15 protein-coding genes are annotated in these 24,114 nt (G+C 44.6%); 9 read left to right on the plus strand and 6 right to left on the minus strand.

The window, feature by feature from the left end; genetic code table 11:
* From pelA to FXV77_RS04295, 6 genes are all read right to left on the minus strand, one after another.
* Positions 1-1,035: a pectate lyase gene (pelA, locus tag FXV77_RS04270; protein WP_148917981.1), complete on the minus strand. Its 1,035-nt coding sequence runs from the start codon at positions 1,033-1,035 to the stop codon at positions 1-3.
* 11 nt (positions 1,036-1,046) lie between these two features.
* Positions 1,047-2,957 carry a glycoside hydrolase family 88 protein gene (locus tag FXV77_RS04275; RefSeq protein ID WP_148917982.1) on the minus strand — a complete coding sequence of 637 codons (1,911 nt, stop codon included), beginning with the start codon at positions 2,955-2,957 and terminating at the stop codon, positions 1,047-1,049.
* 55 nt (positions 2,958-3,012) lie between these two features.
* A complete protein-coding gene (locus FXV77_RS04280) occupies positions 3,013-4,680 on the minus strand; it encodes a glycoside hydrolase family 28 protein (protein ID WP_148917983.1) in 1,668 nt (555 codons plus the stop codon).
* Between the two features lie 90 nt (positions 4,681-4,770).
* Positions 4,771-5,748, minus strand: coding sequence for a pectinesterase family protein (locus tag FXV77_RS04285; RefSeq protein ID WP_148917984.1), 978 nt, complete (start codon positions 5,746-5,748; stop codon positions 4,771-4,773).
* A 155-nt stretch (positions 5,749-5,903) separates the two neighbouring features.
* Complete coding sequence (locus tag FXV77_RS04290) at positions 5,904-6,914, minus strand: zinc-binding alcohol dehydrogenase family protein (RefSeq protein WP_148917985.1); 1,011 nt, start codon at positions 6,912-6,914, stop codon at positions 5,904-5,906.
* A 17-nt stretch (positions 6,915-6,931) separates the two neighbouring features.
* The gene (locus FXV77_RS04295) at positions 6,932-7,612 is read right to left on the minus strand and encodes a rhamnogalacturonan acetylesterase (RefSeq protein WP_246162256.1); all 681 of its coding nucleotides are present in this window, start codon (positions 7,610-7,612) and stop codon (positions 6,932-6,934) included.
* A gap of 245 nt (positions 7,613-7,857) precedes the next feature.
* Here FXV77_RS04295 and FXV77_RS04300 point away from each other — a divergent pair, with 245 nt between their 5' ends.
* The 9 genes from FXV77_RS04300 (at position 7,858) to FXV77_RS04335 (ending at position 24,005) form a co-directional block, all read left to right on the plus strand.
* Positions 7,858-9,492: a glycoside hydrolase family 43 protein gene (locus FXV77_RS04300; RefSeq protein WP_148917986.1), complete on the plus strand. Its 1,635-nt coding sequence runs from the start codon at positions 7,858-7,860 to the stop codon at positions 9,490-9,492.
* A gap of 9 nt (positions 9,493-9,501) precedes the next feature.
* The gene (locus tag FXV77_RS04305) at positions 9,502-10,506 is read left to right on the plus strand and encodes a pectinesterase family protein (RefSeq protein WP_148917987.1); all 1,005 of its coding nucleotides are present in this window, start codon (positions 9,502-9,504) and stop codon (positions 10,504-10,506) included.
* Between the two features lie 4 nt (positions 10,507-10,510).
* Positions 10,511-11,290, plus strand: a complete 780-nt coding sequence (locus FXV77_RS04310; protein ID WP_148917988.1) for a rhamnogalacturonan acetylesterase — start codon at positions 10,511-10,513, stop codon at positions 11,288-11,290.
* Between the two features lie 361 nt (positions 11,291-11,651).
* Positions 11,652-15,008 carry a SusC/RagA family TonB-linked outer membrane protein gene (locus FXV77_RS04315; RefSeq protein WP_222867705.1) on the plus strand — a complete coding sequence of 1,119 codons (3,357 nt, stop codon included), beginning with the start codon at positions 11,652-11,654 and terminating at the stop codon, positions 15,006-15,008.
* Positions 15,009-15,044: 36 nt separating this feature from the next.
* Entirely contained in the window at positions 15,045-17,090 is a 2,046-nt protein-coding gene (locus FXV77_RS04320; RefSeq protein ID WP_148917989.1) for a RagB/SusD family nutrient uptake outer membrane protein, read from the plus strand.
* 37 nt (positions 17,091-17,127) lie between these two features.
* On the plus strand, positions 17,128-19,782 hold the full coding sequence (gene xyl3A, locus FXV77_RS04325; RefSeq protein WP_222867706.1) for a xylan 1,4-beta-xylosidase: 2,655 nt from the start codon (positions 17,128-17,130) through the stop codon (positions 19,780-19,782).
* Between the two features lie 336 nt (positions 19,783-20,118).
* Positions 20,119-21,261: a glycoside hydrolase family 28 protein gene (locus FXV77_RS04330; RefSeq protein WP_222867707.1), complete on the plus strand. Its 1,143-nt coding sequence runs from the start codon at positions 20,119-20,121 to the stop codon at positions 21,259-21,261.
* Between the two features lie 34 nt (positions 21,262-21,295).
* Positions 21,296-21,511 carry a hypothetical protein gene (locus tag FXV77_RS22310; RefSeq protein WP_222867708.1) on the plus strand — a complete coding sequence of 72 codons (216 nt, stop codon included), beginning with the start codon at positions 21,296-21,298 and terminating at the stop codon, positions 21,509-21,511.
* A gap of 25 nt (positions 21,512-21,536) precedes the next feature.
* Positions 21,537-24,005, plus strand: a complete 2,469-nt coding sequence (locus FXV77_RS04335; protein WP_246162258.1) for a glycoside hydrolase family 95 protein — start codon at positions 21,537-21,539, stop codon at positions 24,003-24,005.
* Positions 24,006-24,114: the final 109 nt, after the last annotated feature.

The following is a 24,114-nucleotide window of genomic DNA, read 5'->3' on the forward strand; positions in this document are numbered from 1 at the left end:
TTACTTTTTTATCTCCTTATTTTTCTTCCACTTGGGATAGTCTTTTTCCAACAATTTGATTGGCCAATTGCCAAACCATGCGTACCCATTCTTCCGTTCATCTGATATTTCCGAAAAATCGTACGTAACGCTCTTATCTCGGTCGCCAAACAACGGTTTATTGTTTTCTATATCGTAGAATCTAGACCACACCACCGATGTATTATCAGGCACTAAATCCCGTACTGTTTTCCCTGTTTTTGGATTTGTTGTTTTATCAAAACGATAGCCCTCCAGATCGTGCACCTCAAACCAACGAATAGCAGATTCAATTGCTTTTTCTATCAACGGAGTAACAGGTTGTCTCATCAAAAACCGCACAATGTTGACCGATTCAGATGTGCTTAAAGAAACAGGTTCAAACGCTCTTGCCTGTTCCGGTTGAAGTGTTTTTTCATCGTATTGCGCCGCCCAGATAGTCAAGGAATCGTCTTGTACAATTTGGGTTTTCAAAATGCAATCTACGCCTCTTGCCACCGCATCCGTCGCACGTTTTTTCAACTGATCGTCCGTCAATGCTTCAAAACCAGCTGTTTTTTTCACGAGATTATCCAATACCGTCAGTGCATTGATCATCGCATTATCGTTGTAGGTGATTTGTCCGCGATACAAGGATTTGTTCGGGTAATATTGCGGAAAACCACCGTTTTGGTATTGGGCTTCCAACAGATATTCCACTCCTCTACGGGCGGCATTTAAATAATCCGTGTTCTGCGTTTTAGCATATGCCTCTATTAATATGTTAATTTCCCGTGTAGTAGCTCCATTGTCGATCGTGGCGTGCTTTTCATCGGTGGCCTCGATTTTCTGAAGCAACTCTTTCGTTAAGGGCAGGACATAATTAACCACTTTCCTATCAACCAGTTGTTTGCCCCAGGCCCCGTTCGGAAGTTGATATATCAGTATCTTTTCCGCTAAGCTATCTTTCTCTTGCGCGAAAGCCGAGAAAGATAGTACAAGCAAATAACAGTATAGTATGGAAAATCTAATGCCCATAGTTTCTTTTTTTATTTTGCTTTTTTCACTAACCACTGCACCAGTTCATGCGCCGCATCAAAGTTCTGGTATTCCGTAGGGAGCTTCCGTCCATCTACGTATTCGTTGTATAGCCAGGGATCACCAATGGCAAAAACAGCTCCTTTGCCAAATTTTGCTGTTGCGATGATAACGTCTCCTTTATCTTGCACTAATGTTTTCGCCGGCTTTGTGACATTGATCGTAGAGATTTCTTTTATATAAATCTTCTTCGTCCTTTTGAAAATCCCTGTTTTCGACGGAATGCCAATGGCGCCGTCGGCATAATTATTTCCTTTCACCATATTCCGGTTATCCTCGTTGAACGTCATGCCAAATTTTTGTGGAAGCGTATTGAATTGAGCGATCTCACAATTGCCCGCGTCATTGAGTAATAACACCAAAACACCTCCTGCTCGAACCCAACCTGCAATCTCATTCGCATCCGCCTCGTTCATATAGTTCGGATTTGCTGTCTCTTTCTCCGTATCGGGGTCAACAATAACATAGATATCACTGTCTGCCAGCTTCTCTTGGGTTGGTGCTTCCCGCAAGGTGTTCAATGTTCCTCCATATTGTTCGAAGATCCGTCCCAGCAAAAAGAAACCATTGTTATCTTGACCGTCCCAAAGATAGTGATAAGCCTTCAATTGACCGTCCGGTGCTTTCTTGTATTCGTTATTATAATAATTGTCCAACGTGACATTGGCTTTTCTTCCTTTTGCTGTCTTTGCAAATTCTATTTCTGATGCGGCCAAAATAAATGGCCCAACCCCTTTGGGATCATTGGGTTTCACCTGTTCACTCATATAATATTCAAAGCTACCGTCACGGTAATTCTTAACACCTCCCAATCCGGAAACGGTAACGACATGATTTATATTCACACGGTCGGGACCGCCAGGTGTGATAAATTGCTTCACCAAGCCAGCATATCCCCTGTCGATAGGTTTTTGAAAATCCTTTTTGGATACATATCCTTTTCGTACCGCTTTCGTCATTGCATATACAAACATGCTCGATGCTGACGCCTCTACATAATTTCCTTCCCGTGTTCCCAAGTCAACAATATCATACCATACACCTGTTTTAGAATCTTGATATTTAGCAACAGCAGTCAACGTTCGGTTTAGGATTTGTACAAGCTGTTCCCTGCCAGCGTGTTCCTGTGGGAAATAATCAAGCACATCCACTAAAGCCATCGCATACCATCCTATACCACGTGCCCAAAAATGCTTTGAGAGGCCCGTTTCAGGATCTGCCCATTTTTCTTTTCTGGATTCATCCCAACCATGATAAAGTAATCCTGTTTTTTCGTCACGCGCATGATTTTCCATATAGGTAAACTGGTTCACTATATCATCAAACGCACTATCAATGCCCATCAAAGCAGCGTATTCGGCATAAAATGGTTGTGCCATATAGAGCCCATCCAGCCACATTTGATAAGGATAGATTTTCTTATGCCAAAATCCTCCCTCATTAGTCCGCGGGTGTGTCAAAATTTGGTTATAAACCTTTTCACTTGCCTTTAGGTATTTCTGTTTCCCTGTAACTTTGTACAAGAATAATAACGAGCGACCATTTTTAATGTGGTCAATATTATATTCGGTTGGCCTATAATTGCGAATATCACCATCTTCGCTTACAAACTGATCCATCCAGCGCTGCACGTATTCGAAATAAGTTTTATCACCAGTATTTCGCCATACTTCCACCATCCCTTCTAATACCACGCCCATATCATAGGTCCACTGAGGCCCTTTCTCTTTGTTCGTAAAGCGTGCATCTTTGTAGAGTGAATCCATCGCGGTGATGGCCATCTTCTCGGATAAAGCCTGTTGTCCAAAGCCAAGCTGTGTAAACAACAGCAAACAAATTATGAAACTTATACTCTTCTTCATTCTCTCTATCATTAACCTTCTTTCTACCTTCGTTTATGAGGTACTTCTCACGGAATTAGTTTATCACCAACGCTTCTTCTGATGCACCGCTGGTGAAAGCACTTATTTTTTTGACTTTTTCTGTCTTCACTCCTGTGAATGTCACATTTTTAGTCGACTTGCCGGATACATGGATTAGCAGGTCTATATCGCCCACCGGCTTTAAATCTGTAAACACCATATTTTCACTGTTATCCACGTGAATGAGCGGATTTGTCTCGGCTGTTTTGAGCATCAAATCTTTCACGACAATATCTGATGCCTCCAGAATCTCTATTCCTTTTTTCGCCACAATATTCGCGTGTTCAATCACAATATTTTTAATAGACATCTCTGGTAGGCCACGGAAGAAGATTCCCTTTTCCGCACCGTTTACATTGATATTACGAATAACAAAATTTTGGAATCGAGGAGTTTCCTCGCTCACTGCCGGGATCTCCGCGACGGCATCCCCCTGCTCTCCTGCTTTCGGAAGCGAACCTTTCAAGCCATAATACATGTCGAATAATATCGCCTCTCCGGGAATACTAGTCATGTTAATATTACTAATGAATATATTTTCTACCACGCCTCCTCGACCTCGTGTGGTCTTGAAGCGTAAGCCAATATCGGTACCCACGAAAGAACAATCTTCAACCCAAATATTTCTAGCGCCACCGCTCATCTCGCTTCCGATTACGAATCCTCCGTGTCCGTGATATACAATGTTGTTTCGAATAAGGACATTCTCTGTCGGCATTGCTCTATCACGACCAGCCTTATCACGCCCTGATTTGATACATATGGCATCGTCACCCACATCAAATGTGCTATTTTCGACTAGCACATTTTTACAGGATTCGATATCCAGACCATCACCGTTTTGACCATACCAAGGATTTCGCACCGTTAGATTGCGTACCGTCAAATCTTCGCAGATCAAAGGATGAATATTCCAGGCTGGCGAATTTTGAATGGTTACACCTTCCAATAGAATGCGTTTACAAGAGGTAAATACCAATAAATTGGGGCGTAAGAAATCTTTCACATCCATAAAATCTGCTGCGGTTTGTCCTGCATGGCCTTTACCTGCATTTTGGGTTATTGCACCACGTAGCGAACTTTCGGAGGGATACCAAATCTTGCCTGCTTCGTCCACAACACCACCAGATGCAACGAGTTTTTTCCATTGCGAATCTGTCATCTTATCTCGTTTCACCATACGCCAAGCACCTCCATTTCCATCAATAACACCAGCTCCAGTAATCGCTATATTTTCCAAGTTTTTGCCCGAAATAGGATTTTGGTTTCGCCAAGCAGGTTCTCCCTCCCAGTTTGATTCTACCAATTCATACGCATCAAAATCGTCTGTAAACAAGACTACCGCATCCCGTTGAACGTGCAGATTCACATTGTTCTTCATTTCGATAGGTCCTGTCAACCACAGGCCGCCCGGTACCAATACCACTCCACCGCCTTTTTCACTAACTGTTGTAATCGCTTTATTGATAGCATTGGTATTTACATATTGTCCATCCCCTTTTGCCCCAAATTCGGTGATATGCAACGTGTCTTTCGGAAAACTCACCTGCTGCACGACCGGTCGTGCAGGTTCCTGTGCTTTTAACGCACACGCCCCCATACTTCCCCATATCAGCAGCATGATGATATATATTGTTTTGATATGTTGTTTCTTTCGTATCATCTTATTTCTTATTCGTTTAAATCTCGGTTGCTTCTCTTAGACAAGTCTACATCGTTTGTACAGAAAAAGAAAGAAAAAACTATGCAATCGTTATCGGAGAACCGTATGTTTCTTTGTTACTGATTTGGCATCCCAATCGCCGAAAACAGCCGATATGGACAGTTTATCCGCCTCTTCGTCCGTTAGCTGCCGCGACCATTTGACACGACTTTGTGACAAAGATCCCTCTCCTTTATTTTTATATTCCGCATAAAAAGCGGTCTGTTCGTTGCTTTCCTTTCCCCAATTGTGCCATCCCTCCGGAACGATAAAAGCCGGTAAGGAGCAATGCATAAACACGACTTTAGCGTACGGTCTCCAAGGACGACCTAAATAGAAACGTTGTACATCCTCTGCTCCCGTAATAATACAATTATTGAATATATAACCGTATTCGGAGGATTCGGAGGTTGAAGCGGCGGTAATATAGCCCGCGTTTTTACAATGTAACTCACACCCCTCAAACCAAGCCGTAGATGACCCAAAAATATAATCGACTGTTCCTTCGATATAACAATTGACATAGAGTTGCCGCGCTCCCTTACCATACGTATATAACGTATCTTGAAAACCCAAAAAGCGGCAATTGATGAACGTTGCCTTATCCGCACCTACCCATATCGCAACAGCCTGTCCTACGGGGCCAGCGCTATTTTCGAATGTTATATTCTCCGCGGTAAATCCGTCGCCGATACAGTAAAAACTGGATGAGCCTGATGTTCCGATTTCCTCACCAAATGTACTTTTCTTCTGGGCAAAATCGTCGTACGTCAAAATCGTATTAAATTTGTCCTCGCCAACCAGTTTTATATGCTGCTTTGGGGCCGCCAATACAATTTTTTCTTTATATATCCCGTTTTTCACAAAAATTGTAGTCACATTTTTACGAAAGGAAGGTACCGCATTAATTGCTTCTTGCACGGTCCCGAAATCACCACTCCCATCTTTTGCTACGACAAAATCATAGGACGTCGCACATAAACTTTGAGTGCATACAAATAACAAAACAATTAACAGGTTTACCTTCATATGAAATTACCCCTCTATCCATTGGTTGAGTTAAATCTAGGGATTAATAATCAGTTTAACAGTGGGTTAGCCCGAAATTAAAAACGCAAACGTTATCGGTAACGTTTGCGTTCCATGAAACCATAAAAAGAAAAGTCTCCCCGGGGAGAGGGTAATCAATCGAACTCGATAACTGTCTTGATTCCCGAAAGGAGCGGTTTGTTACTGTCGGTGAACAGATCCGCTGCTTTCTCGAATTTGACACGTCGGGTGATAAACTGTTGAGCATCCAATGATTTATCTTGCAAGCGCTGCATGACATTTTCAAAGTCACTTGCCAAAGCATTCCGGCTACTCATCAATGTGCCCTCCCGTTTATGAAACTCCGGGTGGCTAAAGTGTATTTCTTCTTTTTGTAAACCTACCAGCACATAGCGTGCACCGTGTGCCATATACTGAAAAGCGTTGTTGATCGCCGCTGTATTTCCCGTTGCATCAAACAGGAGCGTAGGCATATCGCCATTTGTAATCGTAACCAATTGCTCCTCTACATCCCCATCCCGTACCGAAACGGTGTACGACGCTCCCAACTCTTTCGCATAAGTTAAGCGGCTATCGTCGACATCCAACGCAATGACCTTTCCACCAGCAATGTTTGCCAAAGCAATAATTCCGAGACCTATTGGTCCTGCTCCCATAACGAGGACAAACTCTCCGGGAATAATACTTCCCCGCTGTATACCATGTGCGCCAATGGACAATGGCTCTACAAGTACGAGATCGTCATATTCTAAGCCTGCTGCTTTACGTAAGGCATGCGACGGAACGACTACATACTCCGCCATAGCACCATCAATATGGACACCTAATACGCGCATATCGTTTGTACAATTGGGTTTCCCCATCCGCGAAGCGATGTCTTTTCCCTCGGTGAAATACGGGATTACCGTTACCTTGTCGCCTGCTGTAAACCCTTCTGCATCTCCTGCTACGTAATCGGCAGCAACTTCATGCCCCAGCGTGCGTGGGTAAGTAAAAAAAGGTTGCCGACCCGCAAACGCATGGATATCCGTTCCGCAAATTCCGATTTTTCGGATACGCAACAGGGATTCTCCTTTTTCTGGCTTTGGGATATCTGCCTCTTCGTATACAAATCGTCCTGGCTCGGCACAAATTAATTTTTTCATTATATTTTCTTTTCTATTTATTTTAAATATTTCACTAAGGACATACCTTGACGTCTAATGTCCTGTACGACAAGATGAGCAATAACCTCCGCGCCCCGTTCATTAAGATGCGTATTGTCGATGACTCCTTTCGGATAGTTCGTATGTCCATCCGGGAGATGTAAAAATAAGCTCATGGATTCCTCTTCGCCCATTTCGGTTAATAAGTTTGACGTTTTTCTGGTAAGGTCGATAAGTGGTACATTTAAACTATCTGCTACGTCTCTCACTGCATTGGGGTACGCGCCATGCGTATCGATGAGCTTCCCATCTTCGAATGCACGGCGGGCAATAGGCGTCAATAAAACAGGTTTTGCTTTTTTTGAGCGTGCTTTTTCCACAAAAAAAGAAAGATTTGCTTTGTATTCATCTATCGTCGTTCCTGTATTCGGTTTATGGATTTTCTGATCATTGTGACCAAATTGAATAAAAACATAGTCACCCGGCTGAATACCTTCGTATATTTCTTTCCAAATACCTTCATTTATACAGGACTTTGTACTTCTGCCATTTTTCGCTCTATTCTGAACCTCAGTATGTGTCTTAAATTTTGTCGCAAAAGCCACCCCCCAACCTGTTTCGGGAAATTTGTCGGGTGCCTTTACAGACATCGTCGAATCGCCTATCATCCAAATCGTCTGCTTCCTAGACTGTAGCATAAAACTGCATATTAGGCACATCGAGAGGACGCTACCCAACGAAAATAGAATACGTTTTTTAAACATCTTTGTCGGTTTATTGCTTTACTGCTACTCCTTTTGCATGTCAATTTCCACATTTTTTTGAGAATAATCCACAAAATTAAACGCAATCGTTACCGGCAACGATTGCACATTTCTTTTTGTAGCGCTCCTTAAAAATATGTATCCTTGTGGTTACCAATACATAAATCAAATACACAACTATGAACAAGTTTTTGTTATTTTCATTTGCTTTAATTTTATCATCAGGTTCTATTGCTTACGCACAAACGCCTTACGTATCTTCGGTATGGGTGGCTGATTTAGGCAATGGCCAATATCAAAACCCCATTTTACATGCCGATTACTCCGATCCCGATGCGATACGTGTCGGTGAAGACTATTACATGACGGCATCGAGCTTCAATCACGCGCCAGGTCTTCCCATATTGCATTCGAAAGACCTCGTCAACTGGAAAATTGTATCGCACGCCTTACCTAGACAGATTCCGGAAGACGTTTTTAATGCCGTTCAACATGGGAATGGTGTTTGGGCACCTTCTATCCGTCATCATGAAGGTACCTTCTATATTTATTGGGGCGACCCCGATTTTGGTATTTACATGACCAAGACCAAAAATCCTGCCGGTGATTGGTCGGTACCCGTGTTGGTATTTGAAGGCAAAGGATTGATCGACCCTTGTCCGTTTTGGGACGAGGACGGCAACAATTATCTGTCTTTCGCCTATGCGGGGAGTCGTGCTGGACTGAAAAGTGTTGTTGCTATTGCGAAACTTAATGCAACCGGTAGCAAGGCCTTGGATCGCGGTGTCATTGTATATGACGGACATGAAGACGATCCAACTATTGAGGGTACCAAGATGCATAAACGCAATGGTTACTACTATTTGTTTGCTCCCGCAGGGGGCGTATCTACCGGATGGCAACTGGTATTACGTTCGAAAGATATATATGGTCCTTACGAACGGCACGTCGCCATGCATCAAGGAAGTGCCGCCACCAATGGGCCACACCAAGGTGCTTGGATAGACACGCAGACGGGGGAAGACTGGTTTATCCATTTTCAAGATAAAGATGCTTATGGACGTGTTGTCCACCTGCAACCTATGAAATGGGTAGGCGATTGGCCAGTTATCGGTATAGAGACCGACATCAAAGGTACTGGAGAGCCCGTACTGACACATAAAAAACCGAATGTCGGAAAAACCTATCCAGTAGAAACACCCACGGAATCGGATGAGTTCGATACGCCTTTACTTGGCAAGCAATGGCAATGGCAAGCCAATCCCGACGGGACTTGGCTCATGCCGAGCAAGCACGGACACTTGACCTTATATACACAGTCGGTTCCAGAAACCTACAAAAATTTATTAGATATCCCCAATGTATTGACGCAGAAGTTTCCGGCAGAGGAATTTATGGCGACGACCAAAATGCGGCTTATCGGTCACGAAAAAATCGAGAACGAACGTGCGGGTTTTGCCGTCGTAGGAGAAGACTACAGCCAGCTCTTCGTGGAGCACAACAAAGGCAAGCAAACATTACATTATGGCTCCTGTAAAAGAGGATTAACAGGCGGTGAAGAATCTGTACAGGAGATCGCCTCGCTACCTAATCAGGAATATATTTATCTTCGTGTGAAAGTAAGTAAGGGAGCAATCTGCCAATGGTATTATAGTCTTGATGACAAAAAGTATACACCAGTAGGTGAAGCATTTACCGCACAACCGGGCAAATGGATTGGCGCTACATTGGGGTTATATGCTATACGGGACACACAGATCAACGATAGTGGTTACGCGGAGTTTGATTGGTTTAGAGTAGGACCCATAAAATAGAATAAGAGTATGTATTTACGCGAAATATTATTGGTTTTGCTTATCTCCTTCATCGCTGGAGGGAGTATAGCGCAAACGATCGACAATAGGTTTGAGCTGGTCGTCTCCAAAGATGGTTCGGGTGATTGTACGACTATACAGGAAGCTATTAACCAGGTAAGGGACCATGCGGAAAAGCGCGTGATTATTCGTATCAAGGCGGGAACCTATAATGAGAAAGTGGTTATTCCATCGTTTAAACGAAACATCACCTTAAAAGGGGAAGGAGCAGTACAGACCATCATCGCGTTTGATGACTATTCGGGGAAGCCTTTTCGCGGAGTAGATGTGACAGGAAACCCCAAATTCAGCACCTATACCTCGTATACCGTATTGATCGCTGCCAACGATTGTACGTTGGAAGACCTCACTATTGAAAACACTGCAGGAAGAGTAGGGCAAGCGGTCGCATTGCACACGGAAGGAGATCGCATCGTCATTCGTAATTGCCATATTTTCGGAAATCAAGATACACTTTATCTTGCAAGGGCAGGTACACGTACCTATCTCGAAAACTGTATTATCAACGGCACAACCGATTTTATCTTTGGTGCAGCAACGGCATATTTCTTTCGTTGCCGCATCGAGAGTCTATCTAACTCTTATATTACCGCTGCGTCTACCATCGAACACGATCAATATGGTTTTGTGTTTGACTCCTGCATCTTAACAGCTAAAGATGAGCAGGTAAATAACGTTTACCTCGGCAGACCGTGGCGTCCGTATGCCAAAACGGTTTTCATCGACACCGAAATGGGTGCTCATATTACATCAGAAGGATGGCATCCCTGGCCGGGCGATAAGAATTTTCCCAATAAAGAGAAAACTGCTTTTTATGCTGAATACGGCAGTCATGGACCTGGTGCAAAGGATTTGTCCAAACGAGTAATTTGGTCACATCAATTGAAGAAATCAGCGCTAAAAAAATATAGCCCAGAAAAGGTCCTAAATGGATGGAACCCCTTATTAAGATAAGCTTATGAAGAAATATAGCCTAACGGTAATTACCTTAGTCTTGTGTACGATACTTACTTCGTTCACCTATCAAAAGGTAACAACCATTTACCTCATAGGCGACTCCACTGTCGCGGATTATTCGCTGGAAGACGATTACGATAGCAAGCGCTATCCATTAGTCGGTTGGGGGCAAATGTTCCAAGCGTTCTTCGTCAAAGACAGCCTAAAATACGTAGAACATCTCCTTGAGGATGTGCGGGAGGTGAGGGTGGACGACCGTGCCAAAGGAGGTCGGAGTACCCGAACCTTTTTTCAGGAGGGACGATGGTCTGCCATATACAAAACACTCCAAAAAGGAGATGTTGTGATGATGCAGTTTGGACATAACGATGGTGCTGAAAACTATCCTGAGCGGTATGTGAACATCGACGGTTATAAAGAATTCCTTCGTCTATTCATTGATCAGACGCGCCTACGAGGAGCACTTCCGATTTTGCTAACGCCCGTAGCACGAAATTACCCCTGGAGGGAGGGTAAACTTCACAATGTACATGGTGAATATCCTCAGGCTGTAAAAGAAGTGGCTAGGGAAATGGATGTCAAATTGATCGATCTCAACGAACTTTCTATGGTACATTTCTCTGAAAAAGGGCAAGATTATGTCACGGAAAATTACTTTATGAATTTTCCAGCAGGACAGTTTCAGGCTTATCCTGATGGACAAAAGGATAATACACACTTTCAGGTTGCGGGAGGTAAATTGATAGCACAATTGGTTTTCAACGCGATGAAAAAATTGTAAGAACTTGGCTAACGATAAATTGTTACAACTATTTCAATAGCAAACGTTGCCGGCAACGTTTGCGTAACTTTTTCAAGACATTTATAAACATTAATTTATCGAATATACTATCATTGTATTGACATCATTAATCAACCACATACACTTTTCCGACAAAGTAATGTTCTGTTGAGTAATGGTCCAATTAATAAACAATTTTAAACAAACACTCTTTAAAAGACAGATCATTACCGATTTATCAAACTTATCCGACATCCAATATGGCTCCAAAATAAGTTGATTTTGTTCTTTTGGAAGAAAAAAACAACCGGTTGCAAAGACGACGATAAATTTACAAACTCAAATAAAATCCTTTACTGTTATGGAAAAAATAAATTTAATGCGAAGAAAGGGCTTCCTTCTTATTGTAATTCCGCTCCTATTGTTGTGCGGAAGGAGTGTGGCGCAAACAGCAACCCAGAGAGGAAACGTGATAGATCGATCGGGTACACCGATCCGTGGTGCCAGTGTAAAAGTAAAAGGAACAACCACAGAAACCGCTACGGATAGCAACGGTGATTTCTCGTTATCAGGTGTATCAACGGGAAATGTCATTGTCGTGAGTTATACGGGGTATAGTACGCAAGAAATTCCGGCAGATCAAAACACAACGCTATCCATCACCCTGACAGAAGATGACGTAGCGCTAGATGAAGTGGTCGTGATCGGTTATCAAACGGTCCGGCGTCGTGATCTGACCGGATCGGTAGCCTCTGTCGGCGGAAAAGACCTCGCAACCGCCCCGGTGATTAATGTCGCGCAAGCATTACAGGGGAAAATGCCCGGCGTTAACGTCATGTCGCAAGATGGTCGTCCTAACGGTGAAGTTTCCATCCGTATACGTGGAGGAGGTTCCATATCGCAAAGCAACGAGCCGCTAATTCTCATCGATGGAATACCCGGTAATATTTCGGACATTCCCAGCGATATGGTAGAGAGTGTCGATGTGTTAAAAGATGCTTCGGCCACGGCTATTTATGGTGCACGCGGCGCCAATGGGGTTGTGCTAGTCACGACAAAAAGGGCAAAAGAAGGCAGAAGTTCGGTAACCTACACCGGATATAGTAAATTCAATAGACCTATGGGCTATATGGAAGCACTAAATCCCTACGACTACCTCGCGTTTAAATGGGCCATGTTAGATGCCTACGAAGACATTGATTATGTGACGCCTTTCACCCAATTATTTGCCCTTGGTGAAAACAGAGGGAGCAACAGCACCGGGATAGACGCGTATAAAGATGTACCGACCTATAACCTACAAAAAGAACTCTATAATAGTTCTTTTTCGCATAACCATGACTTGTCTATTGCCGGCGGAAATGACAAAACAAAAATATTATTTGCTGCAAACTACATGGACGACCAGGGGATGAAATTGATGTCCTATGCCAAACGTGCCTCCGCCTTCTTTAAGATTGAACAGAAACTAAGCAATAACTTAAAATTCAATCTCGACTTACGCTACACCGATAGAAAGTCTCTAGGAAGCGAAGGCACCACCAGTGGTGCGGGTTCCATCCTATCGTCGGCCTACCGCTTCCGTCCTATCGCCATTGCGGATATTAAAGGAGATCTGTCCTACCTCACCCATTCTAGCTTGGGTGAAGAAAATACCGTGATGTATGATGTAACGAATGGGGTAAACCGGACCTTGGATAACGATAACTTTACAGCCGACCAATCGTTACTCGGTACCACAAACCTTAACTGGAACATTCTGAAGAACTTAACCTTCCGTACAGAACTGACCCTATCCCGTTCGTACAGAACCAATAAAAACTGGGAGGGTCCTACGATCGATCCGAATTACTACGTAGCAACGGGCACGATGGAAACCATCGATCAGCTTATATATGCGGGTAATGCAGATTTAAGAAAAAGTGACTCATGGGGGTTACGCTGGACGAATACCTTGAACTATGACATCCTGCAGAATGAGACGCATCGACTGAACATTCTGGCCGGACAAGAAGTTTCCAACTCAGGTGGAAATAATATGCGTATCGACGCTATGCGGTTTCCGGCAAACTTTACGAAAGACAATGCCTTTGCTATGATCAACCAATATGATACCAGCGTTTCTACGAACCTCATCGTTTCAAGCGGTGTTACTACACCATCTCGAATACTTTCTTATTTTGCCCGGAGTAACTACGCTTTGTTAGATCGGTATATGTTCACCTTAACGATGCGTGCGGATGGTTCATCAAACTTCTCGCCGGAGCATCGTTGGGGTTACTTCCCTGCCGTGGCTGCAGCTTGGCGCCTTTCGAACGAGTCATTTCTAGAAAATCAAACCTGGATCGACGATCTGAAGTTACGCGCTTCCTACGGGGAAGTAGGTAACGATGCAGTGGATCCGAACCAATGGTCACAGCTTTGGGAAGCCGAGAGTGATGCGCGTTACCAACAGGCCTTAGGCAACGTTATCCGACCGGCTTACGATCTCGCATCGGCACAGTTAGCCAACCGCAATTTAAAATGGGAAACCACGGTTACCCGCAACCTCGGTCTTGATTTCACGTTATGGAACAACAAAATCTGGGGTACATTGGAAGTTTACAAAAACAGCACCAAAGACCTGCTGATGCTTACCGATATCCCTTCCATCACCGGTTTCAATACCAGCTATGCGAACGTAGGACGAACCAGTAATAAAGGGGTTGAATTCTCCCTATCGGGAACCTTATTTAAGAATGACGACTGGAACATCACCGCAGGCGGAAACATCAATTTCAACAAAAACAGAATCGAAGAGCTCGCAGAGGGTGTACAAAGTGCTTATGGAACTACTTTCCTACAATCGGGCATCCCCGGCAACGATTATATCTTGCAAGAAGGTAAACCCGTGGGTATCGTTATGGGGTATCAAACGGCTGGTAGAGGATACTACGAAACCCGCGATTTCCACTACGATGCGGCTACGCAAATGTATACGCTTAAAGACGGTATTGCAGACCTTGCCGCAGTCTTCGTTGCGCACCACAAAGGAGTTGTGCCATCTGGTCAGCAAGCTTATCCCGGTATGCCTAAATTTGTAGATACCGATGGTGATGGTGTTATCGACACGAAAGATTACGTTGAAATTGGAAATATGACACCTAAACATACGGGAGGGATCAGCCTCACGGCTAATTATAAAAACGTTGACCTAGGAGCCTATTTCAACTGGAGCTACGGGAACCAGATTTACAATGCGAATAAACTGGCGACCCTTTACAACGGTAATAAGGGAGGCGGGTTATACGGCAACAAACTGGACATTGTCAATGATGGTTATAAAATCTACGACATCGACGCTAGTGGAAACCTCCAACGGATAACGGATCCTACGGAATTGGATGCACTAAACCAAAATGCTACACTGCCGCTTACGTATCTACATCAAGGTTACGTGAGTGATATTGGTATAGAGGATGGCTCTTACCTCCGTTTGAACACCTTGACACTTGGGTACAGCATGGAAAAATCTTTAATGAGCAAGATCGGGTTAAGCAATTTACGTATTTATGGTACTATCTATAATGTCGCCACATTGACCGGATATACAGGAATCGATCCGGAAGTGAATGCTAACCCAAATATCAATAATTCCCGCTATCCAACACCGGGTTTTGATTGGGGAACTTATCCACGTCCGCGTCAGTTCGTGATCGGATTAAGCGCTACATTTTAAGCAAGATGATTGATTAGAAAATTAAACAAAAGAACCATGAAAAGAACAGCTTTATATATATGTTTGGCGGTAACATCCACGATGTTCCTCCAATGTAAAGATTATCTAGATGTCACTAATGCCGGGCAGAGCGATAACGAGTTTGTCATGTCGAGCCCAGAGGAAGCAGCAAAAACCTTATCCTGGGCTTACGGTGAATACCGTACTAATGTGGCCGCAGGAGGGAATTACAATTGGCAGGATCCGTTGGGCTCCGATGCCGAATACATGAGTGAATATCCCACCGGAAATAATGTGATTGCACGACTACAGCCCGAAGCCTCGGCCGTGAACAATGCTGCCACCCAATACAACAGTTTAAATATTATATTGGCGCGCGCCTCACGGATCGCACAGGTCATTCAGGACAAAGGCGTCGTGGAAACGACAGAGACCAATGAATGGACGCAACTCTACGGTGAGGCGAAAACCATGTGGGCGCTCTGTGGTTGGGAATTGGTCCGTCATTTTGGAGACGTACCTTTCGGCTACGAAAACCAATATGTACAAGACTACGAACTGAAATCTCGCTTTGCCATCATGGATACCCTTATCGCCGAACTGAAGTTGGTAGAAGGTTCCATGTATAAGGTAGGTGAAGGTGGTGTTACGGCAGAACGCCTTAACCGGTCCTATGTCAATGCCCTTATTGGAGAAATCGCCCTGCATGCCGGCGGCTGGCAGACCATCCGTACAGATGTGCCGGGATTGTATGGTGACATACAATTTGACTATAAGGGTACCGACGACGGTACTTGTGTCTACGCTCGACGAAAAGATTATATGGATTACATCCGGATGGCAGAACAATATCTTAACCTCGCCGTCAATACACATAATGGAACTGCACGATTGATCACTTCCGACGATAGATCGGTCAACAATCCCTTTCAGATGCATTGGCAGCATATTAACTCCAGACGATCCAGCCCTGAATCGCTATATGAAGTTGCTTGTTCTCCGGGCTTTGGTGGAGAGCATCCCTACTCGCAAGGGCGTCCGGGATCTAATAATGGAGCTGTTTCGGTGTTAAATACATTTGCCGCTATCCGTATCGTACCTTCTTTCTTTTACGGCGGTTACGAAGATGGTGACAAGCGTCGCGATGTCAGTATGGTCGTAACCGGTAGTGATGCTGCGACTGGCCGGGAAGCATTAATGCCGCTCGGAGCAGGTACACGTATTGGTGGCGGCGGTCCTGCTATCAATAAATGGGATCAAAACCGGGGAGACAACCCATTGATTCCAAACAATGCCTTCCGCAGCTCAGGAATGAATTACACCGTTATGCGTATGGCGGATGCGATGCTGATGTTGGCAGAAGCGAAAGCCATCCTCGGAACGGACGAAGCCGGTGCGGTGAATCTAGTGAATCAGATTCGCAGTAGGGCTTTCGGTAATTCAAACCACCATATTGCGTCCCTATCGGGCGAAGCACTTTTGGACGCTATTTATGAAGAACGGCGATTGGAACTATTAGGCGAAGGCGATGTCCGTTGGGATATGATACGCTCCGGAAAGTTCAACGAGCGAGCTGTTAAGGTTCGTCAGGAAATGGAAAATATGATGGCTGGATTGGCCAGCAACGGCTATTATACCTTTGCAAGCGGCCGAACGATTTCCAATTATATCTGGACGAAATATGTTCAAATAACCCCTGGTAATTCGGCTGCTGTTGTCACACAGGAGAGTACCGATGAAAACAATCCGGCACTCTACCCTGGCTGGCGAGGTATCTTTAATTGGAACGCAGCAGCCCACGCCAGTGTTCAGGCTAAAAATCTGGCAATAAAAGGGCTATATAATTACATTGATCCGGATGGAGCCGAGGCAGCTGCCTTAGAGGCCGATGGTTATGTAAAAACTGATTGGGCAATCAAAATGCTGCAAGGAACCAATCCAGCAATGTACCGAGCGGCTGTTCTAGATGGTGTAGTGGGCAGAGAAAACTTAGCCCCTCGCTATTTCCATCCGATGCCGTTGACGGTCATCGATCAATCGAAGGGCAAGGTGTCCAATGGTTACGGATTGCCACAACAATAAACGCCATAAAAGGACCAGAACGATAAAATAACAAACTATGAATCGACTGAAAATCTCATTTTTGCGACCTCACAGATTAGTTAAGGCTTTTGTCTGCGGGGCCTTTTTGCTACACCTCGGTATGCCTATATTTGGACAGACAAAGAAACTGCTCTATCCCGCGTATCAGGACACAAAACTATCGTTTGAACAACGGGCTGATGATTTGCTGAAACGGCTAACACTGGAAGAGAAAGTCTCCTTAATGCAAGATGTATCTCAGCCGGTTGAAAGATTGGGTATAAAAACATATAACTGGTGGAACGAAGCGCTGCACGGTGTAGCGCGTTCAGGTATAGCTACTGTTTTTCCACAACCCATCGGTATGGCCGCATCATTTGATGCGGATGGGGTATGGCAGGTCTTTAATGCGGTATCAGATGAGGCAAGAGCGAAGCACAATTACTATTCGTCGAGAGGCGAGTACGGCCGGTATCAAGGGCTTACGATGTGGACACCAACCATTAACATATATCGTGATCCAAGGTGGGGAAGGGGAATAGAAACCTATGGAGAGGATCCTTATCTAACAAGCATCATGGGGGTCGCCGCCGTGCAAGGTCTGCAAGGGCCAGATGGTGAAAAATATGATAAACTGCATGCCTGTGCTAAGCATTTTGCTGTACATTCTGGACCGGAATGGAACCGTCACTCTTTTGACGCTAAAAATATTAAACGTCGAGATCTATGGGAGACCTACCTGCCGGCTTTTGAAGCATTGGTTACAGAAGGGAATGTAAAAGAGATCATGTGTGCCTATAACCGGTTTGAAGGGGAGCCCTGTTGCGGAAGCGACCAGCTATTACTACAAATTTTAAGGGAAAAATGGGGCTTCAACGGTATTGTGGTAGCAGATTGTGGAGCCATCCGTGATTTTTATGATAAAAATGCTCATGCAACTCATCCCGATGCTGCTGCTGCATCTACGGATGGTGTTTTAAGTGGAACCGATTTGGATTGTGGCTCTAGTTATAAGGCCTTGGTAGAAGCGGTAAAAACCGGACAGATAATAGAAGAAGCAATAGATGTCTCGGTAAAGAGGTTGTTACTCGCCCGTTTCCAGCTAGGAGAAATGGATAGCAATGAACATGTTTCTTGGTCGAAAATCCCTTATGAAGTCGTTGCTTCGGCCTCCCACGACAGCCTTGCGTTGGATATGGCCCGAAAATCGATGACGCTCTTGCTTAACAAGAACAATATACTACCGCTGAAATCTGGTAATCTCACCGTTGCCGTAGTTGGTCCGAATGCCAACGATTCGATCATGCAGTGGGGAAACTACAACGGCACACCCGCAAGAACGATTACGATCTTGGAGGGTATACGCGCTGCTTTGGGAGATAATGACCGGTTAATCTATGAACCGGGAACGGGCTTGGTTGAAAATACGCTTATGGAGAGTGCTTTCCATCTCTGCCGTACAGATCAGGGCCGGGGATTTCGTGCTAACTATTGGAATAACATGGACAGAAAAGGCAGCCCCGATGTGAGTGCACAATACACAACTCCCTTTAATTTCTCGACAACCGGTGCCACCGTTTTTGCTCCGGGTATAGGGCTTACGGACTTCACCGCAACCTATCATACGATTTTTACACCAGAACGTTCAGGAGAAGTGTTCTTTGATTTCTATGTGAACGGAACGATAAATCTCTCGGTGGACGGCGAACAGGTAAAAGGCACGAGAGCAAACCACGGAAGCCGGAAAATGTCGCACAGCATGAAAGTAGAGGCTGGTAAACCTTATGCGATACAGATTGATTTTGATTATAACCGGGGTGATGCACAATTGGTGTTTGATTTTGGGTATAAGAAAGAAATAGATATCGCCCAATCTGTGGCAAAGGTAAAAGAAGCCGACATGGTTATTTTTGTTGGCGGGGTATCGCCTTCATTAGAAGGGGAAGAAATGGGAGTAGATTTACCAGGGTTCAGGAATGGAGACCGTACGGATATCGAATTGCCCAGCGTACAACGTGCCTTTATTAAGGCATTAAAAGATGCAGGAAAAGATGTTGTACTGGTCAACTGTTCAGGCTCTCCAATTGGTTTAGAGCCGGAAGTACAACATTGTGAAGCTATTCTACAGGCTTGGTATCCCGGCCAATCAGGCGGAAGAGCCGTCGCTGACGTACTCTTCGGGACGTATAATCCTTCCGGGCGTCTTCCGGTAACGTTTTATAAAAATACCGCACAGCTCCCTGATTTCGAAAATTACGACATGACGGGACGTACCTACCGTTACATGGCGGAAAGCCCCTTATTTCCGTTTGGATATGGCCTTAGTTACAGTTCTTTCCAATATGGAAAACCGCAATTAGAGCGTGATACTTTTGCTGTGGGAGACGATGTTCAGCTGCGTATACCATTAACAAATAGCGGACGGTATGATGGCGATGAAATTGTACAGGTGTATCTGCGGAAAAAGGGCGACGTGGAAGGTCCCTTAAAGACACTCCGTGCCGTACAGCGTATTCCGGTTTCTGCCGGAGACACAGTAGAAGCTACTTTTACGTTGTCTGGCAGGCAACTCGACTGGTGGGACGAAGAGAGCTTGTCTGTAGGCGCAGTGGCAGGCGAATATGAGTTGATGGTGGGAAGCAGTTCGCGGGATCAAGATCTGCAGATAATAAAATTAAAAATAATAGATTGATATGCTAAAAAGAACGCGATATAATAGTTTTATAACACAACGTGTCGCCATGTTTTGTATGGTCCTCGTATTGGCTGTTAGTCCAACTTCGACATCTTGCTCCAACATCTCAGAAAACACTTCTCAGAGTGTTCCTACAAACGAAAACGGAGAAGAGGATAAAACAACCCGACTTCATCGCTGATGATGTAAACTTTGTCATAGCTGATAATTGATAGATAAACGACACCTATCGATAAAACAGTCATCAATCCGTATAGGAACTGTAATTTTTAAAGAAAAAATATGATTTTTAACCCCATAAAGAAGATTTTGCTCAGCGCCTCCGTTTTATGTATGTTAAATAATATCCATCACGTGCAGGCACAGTCCTCCACAAGCCCCTATCATTGGAATAATTTGCCGGAAGTCCAACAACCAATCTTCCCGAGGGACACCCTCGATATTCGAGATTTCGGGGCTAAGGGGGATGGAATTACGCTCAACACCACAAACATCAACGATGCAATAGCTGCTAGCAACGGAAATGGTGGAGGGGTCGTATTCATCCCTGCGGGCTACTGGTTATCAGGCCCTATTGAATTAAAAAGTAATGTGAACCTGCATTTAGACGACAATGCCTTCTTACAGTTCACAGCAGACTTTGATCAATACAAGATCGTAGAGGGAAACTATGAAGGCAAGCCATCTGCCCGAAACCAGTCTCCCATTAGCGGCAGGAATTTGGAAAATATTGCCATTACCGGAAGAGGTACTATAGACGGCAATGGCGATGCCTGGCGTATGGCTGGAAAAGGAGCACTAACGGAAAGAGAGTGGCGCGATAAGGTTGTCTCTGGTGGACTAATCAGTGACGATGGTAAAACTTGGTTTCCGTCAGAAAAAACGAAGTTGGCACATGAAGAAAAACGATCAGTCTTGTTGACGGAAGGTAAAACGTTAGCCGATTTTGAAGATATCAAAGATTATTTACGCCCCAACTTACTCGTTTTAACGAATTGTGAAAAGGTCTTATTGGAAGGTGTTACTTTCCAAAACTCCCCTGCGTGGAACCTACATCCGCTCATGAGCCAGCATATTACGATTAGGGATGTCAAAATCAAAAATCCCGACTATGCGCAAAACGGAGATGGCATCGATATCGAATCCTGCTCTTATGTGCTCGTTGAAGATTGTATTTTAGATGTGGGTGATGATGCTATTTGTATCAAGTCGGGCAAAGACGAGGAAGGACGCAAAAGAGGTATAGCCACGGAAAAAGTAATCATCCGCCGTAATAAAGTATATCTAGGCCGTGGTGGATTTGTCGAAGGTAGTGAGATGTTAACGGTAGAGACGCCACGAATTAGAAACGTATTTATCGAAAACATCCATTGCAACGACGCTAAGGTAGGTGTCTTCGTGCGTGGGTTGCCGGAAATGCCAGTACAACATATCCATATGAAGAATTTAAACCTGACCGTGAATAAAGGGAATTGAAATAAAAGATGCACAGCATATTACGATAGAAAATGTGATGCTAAATACGCAAACGGAAACACCTTTATTGTATATCGAAAGTGCAAAAGACCTTGCATTTAAAGGGTTGCAATTCGATAAGAAGCAACCACAGGTTGTGGAAGTACATGGCTCTAATTCGTCGAATATTATGATTAAAAACACCCCGATTGATAAGGGTAATATGAGCTTCCATCATGGAGCAAACAAAGAAGCGGTAAAACTGAACTAAAACAGAAACAATGAGGAATAAAAATATGATAAAGAAGATTTTATTGGTGGCCACGGCACTACTCGCTCCGTGGGTGCTGTTACACGCACAACAAGAGCTAAAACTGATATATGATAAACCTGCCACCGATTGGAACGAAGCGCTGCCGCTTGGCAACAGCCGGCTAGGTGCCATGGTTTTTGGAAACCCAGCGAAAGAACAAATACAGTTGAACGAAGAAACGATATGGGCGGGCGAACCGGGCAATAACGTCCCCAAAAACACATACGACAAGATTGTCGCGATCCGAAAACTATTGGCAGAAGGCAAGGCCAAGGAGGCTCAGGACCTATCGAATGCGACCTTCCCGCGACAAGCACCCGATGGTTTAGATTATGGGATGCCTTATCAAACCTTTGGAAGTCTTTGGTTAAATTTCCCAGGGCACGAGACATTCAGCGATTTTTATCGCGAGCTCGACATCCAAGATGCGGTAGCACGCACATCGTATAAGGTGGACGGCGTCCAATATAATCGAGAAATGTTTGCTTCTTTTACGGACGATGTTGTCATCGTTCGTTTAACTTCCTCCAAGAAAAATGCCCTTTCGTTTTCCATGGGGCTCAGCACTCCCCATAAGATACACGCGCTAACCGCAACAGAAAAACAGTTGAGCCTGTCGGGTACCAGCGGATCAGTGGATCGCAAAACGGGGAAAGTAAATTTTGAAGGTACCGTGCAGCCGGTCCTAAAGGGAGGACAGCTGACCGTAAACGGGAATAGCTTTGACATCAAAGATGCGGACGAGGTGATCTTGTATATTTCTATTGGCACCAATTTCAATCGGTATAACGATTTAAGTGGAAACCCGTCCAAACGGGCACAAATGATATTGGACAAGGCATTACGTGTAAAATATGATAAGGCACTGGCTAACCATAGCCAAAAATACCATCATTTTTTTAACCGAGTTCAGCTGGATCTCGGCATCTCGGCACAGGCTAATAAGACAACCGATGTACGGGTACAAGAGTTTGCAACTGCACACGACCCTGCTTTGGTTTCTTTGTATTTTCAATTCGGCCGATACCTGCTGATCAGTTCCTCGCAGCCTGGTGGTCAGCCAGCAAACCTACAGGGTATATGGAATGAAAAGCTATCTCCGCCATGGGACAGTAAGTATACGGTCAACATTAACACCGAGATGAATTACTGGCCCGCCGAGGTGACTAATCTGTCGGAAATGCACGAGCCATTATTTTCAATGCTGGAAGATCTTTCGCTCACCGGGCAGGAAAGCGCGCGGGAAATGTATCACGCCCGTGGATGGAATATGCACCATAATACCGACCTATGGCGTATTACAGGTGTTGTAGATGGTGGTTATTACGGCATGTGGCCAATGGGAGGGGCTTGGTTAAGCCAACATCTATGGCAACATTACCTCTACAACGGACAAACATCCTTTTTGCAGAAATATTATGATATACTGAAAGGGAAAGCACTGTTCTACTTCGATATTCTGCACGACGACCGTTCAGGAAAATGGCTGGTCGTCAGCCCCTCGATGTCGCCGGAAAACTCGTACCTGCCAGGTAGCGTCGGCGTGTCAGCCGGTACCACGATGGATAATCAATTGATCTTTGATGTGTTCCATAACTTTATCGATGCCGCAAAAATATTAGATGTAGATGCATCGCTGGCGGACTCCGTTAAAGCTGCATTGGATCGTTTGCCCCCTATGCAGATTGGACAGCATACGCAGCTACAAGAATGGTTGGAGGATTTGGATAAAACGACTGACCAGCACCGGCACATCTCTCATTTGTATGGGTTATATCCGGCCGGGCAGATATCGCCTTTCCGCAACCCAGATTTGACAGAAGCAGCCGTCAATTCGTTGATCTACCGCGGCGATAAGTCGACCGGATGGTCTATGGGCTGGAAAGTAAACTGGTGGGCTCGTCTATTGGATGGTAACCAGACGTATAAACTCATTCAGGAACAGCTGAGCCCGCCGGTAGGGGATAAAGGGCAGAGCGGAGGTACTTATCCAAATTTATTGGATGCACATCCCCCTTTCCAAATTGATGGGAATTTCGGCTGTACGTCTGGTATCGCGGAAATGCTACTGCAGTCTTATGACGGGAATATTTTCATTCTACCGGCCTTACCCGACGCCTTACCTCATGGCAGCGTCAGTGGTTTGAAAGTCCGTGGCGGATTTGAAATTGACATGACTTGGGCAGATAGCAAACTAAAGACATTGACCATTAAATCAACATTAGGCGGAAACTGTCGCCTTCGCCTAGCGCAGGAAATAAATTTGAAAGGTGATCGCATGATGAACATCGCAGAAGGAGAAAACCAGAATCCATTCTATCGGGTGCATCCGATCAAAGATCCGCTGATATCCGCTAAAGCAAATTTGAAAGGTTTTAAACTTCCAGAGACAAAACTAGTGGAGTTTGATACGAAGGCCGGTGAGGTGTATACTTTTGTTAATCAGCAGTAGAACGGAAAGGTGTAGCGTCAGCGATACCCATCGCTGACCCTAACGGAAATGTAACGTCGGCGTACAGGAAAATAGCAAAGAGATATTTCATCATGTCTTTGTACATGTA

This window comes from Sphingobacterium phlebotomi, from assembly GCF_008180195.1.
GTDB lineage: Bacteria > Bacteroidota > Bacteroidia > Sphingobacteriales > Sphingobacteriaceae > Sphingobacterium > Sphingobacterium phlebotomi.

Excerpts from the sequence above, each read along its gene's own strand:
- pelA (WP_148917981.1), bottom strand. The coding sequence starts at position 1,035 with ATGGGCATTAGATTTTCCATACTATACTGTTATTTGCTTGTACTATCT.
- FXV77_RS04275 (WP_148917982.1), bottom strand. The coding sequence starts at position 2,957 with ATGAAGAAGAGTATAAGTTTCATAATTTGTTTGCTGTTGTTTACACAG.
- FXV77_RS04280 (WP_148917983.1), bottom strand. The coding sequence starts at position 4,680 with ATGATACGAAAGAAACAACATATCAAAACAATATATATCATCATGCTG.
- FXV77_RS04285 (WP_148917984.1), bottom strand. The coding sequence starts at position 5,748 with ATGAAGGTAAACCTGTTAATTGTTTTGTTATTTGTATGCACTCAAAGT.
- FXV77_RS04290 (WP_148917985.1), bottom strand. The coding sequence starts at position 6,914 with ATGAAAAAATTAATTTGTGCCGAGCCAGGACGATTTGTATACGAAGAG.
- FXV77_RS04295 (WP_246162256.1), bottom strand. The coding sequence starts at position 7,612 with ATGCTACAGTCTAGGAAGCAGACGATTTGGATGATAGGCGATTCGACG.
- FXV77_RS04300 (WP_148917986.1), top strand. The coding sequence starts at position 7,858 with ATGAACAAGTTTTTGTTATTTTCATTTGCTTTAATTTTATCATCAGGT.
- FXV77_RS04305 (WP_148917987.1), top strand. The coding sequence starts at position 9,502 with ATGTATTTACGCGAAATATTATTGGTTTTGCTTATCTCCTTCATCGCT.
- FXV77_RS04310 (WP_148917988.1), top strand. The coding sequence starts at position 10,511 with ATGAAGAAATATAGCCTAACGGTAATTACCTTAGTCTTGTGTACGATA.
- FXV77_RS04315 (WP_222867705.1), top strand. The coding sequence starts at position 11,652 with ATGGAAAAAATAAATTTAATGCGAAGAAAGGGCTTCCTTCTTATTGTA.
- FXV77_RS04320 (WP_148917989.1), top strand. The coding sequence starts at position 15,045 with ATGAAAAGAACAGCTTTATATATATGTTTGGCGGTAACATCCACGATG.
- xyl3A (WP_222867706.1), top strand. The coding sequence starts at position 17,128 with ATGAATCGACTGAAAATCTCATTTTTGCGACCTCACAGATTAGTTAAG.
- FXV77_RS04330 (WP_222867707.1), top strand. The coding sequence starts at position 20,119 with ATGTTAAATAATATCCATCACGTGCAGGCACAGTCCTCCACAAGCCCC.
- FXV77_RS04335 (WP_246162258.1), top strand. The coding sequence starts at position 21,537 with ATGATAAAGAAGATTTTATTGGTGGCCACGGCACTACTCGCTCCGTGG.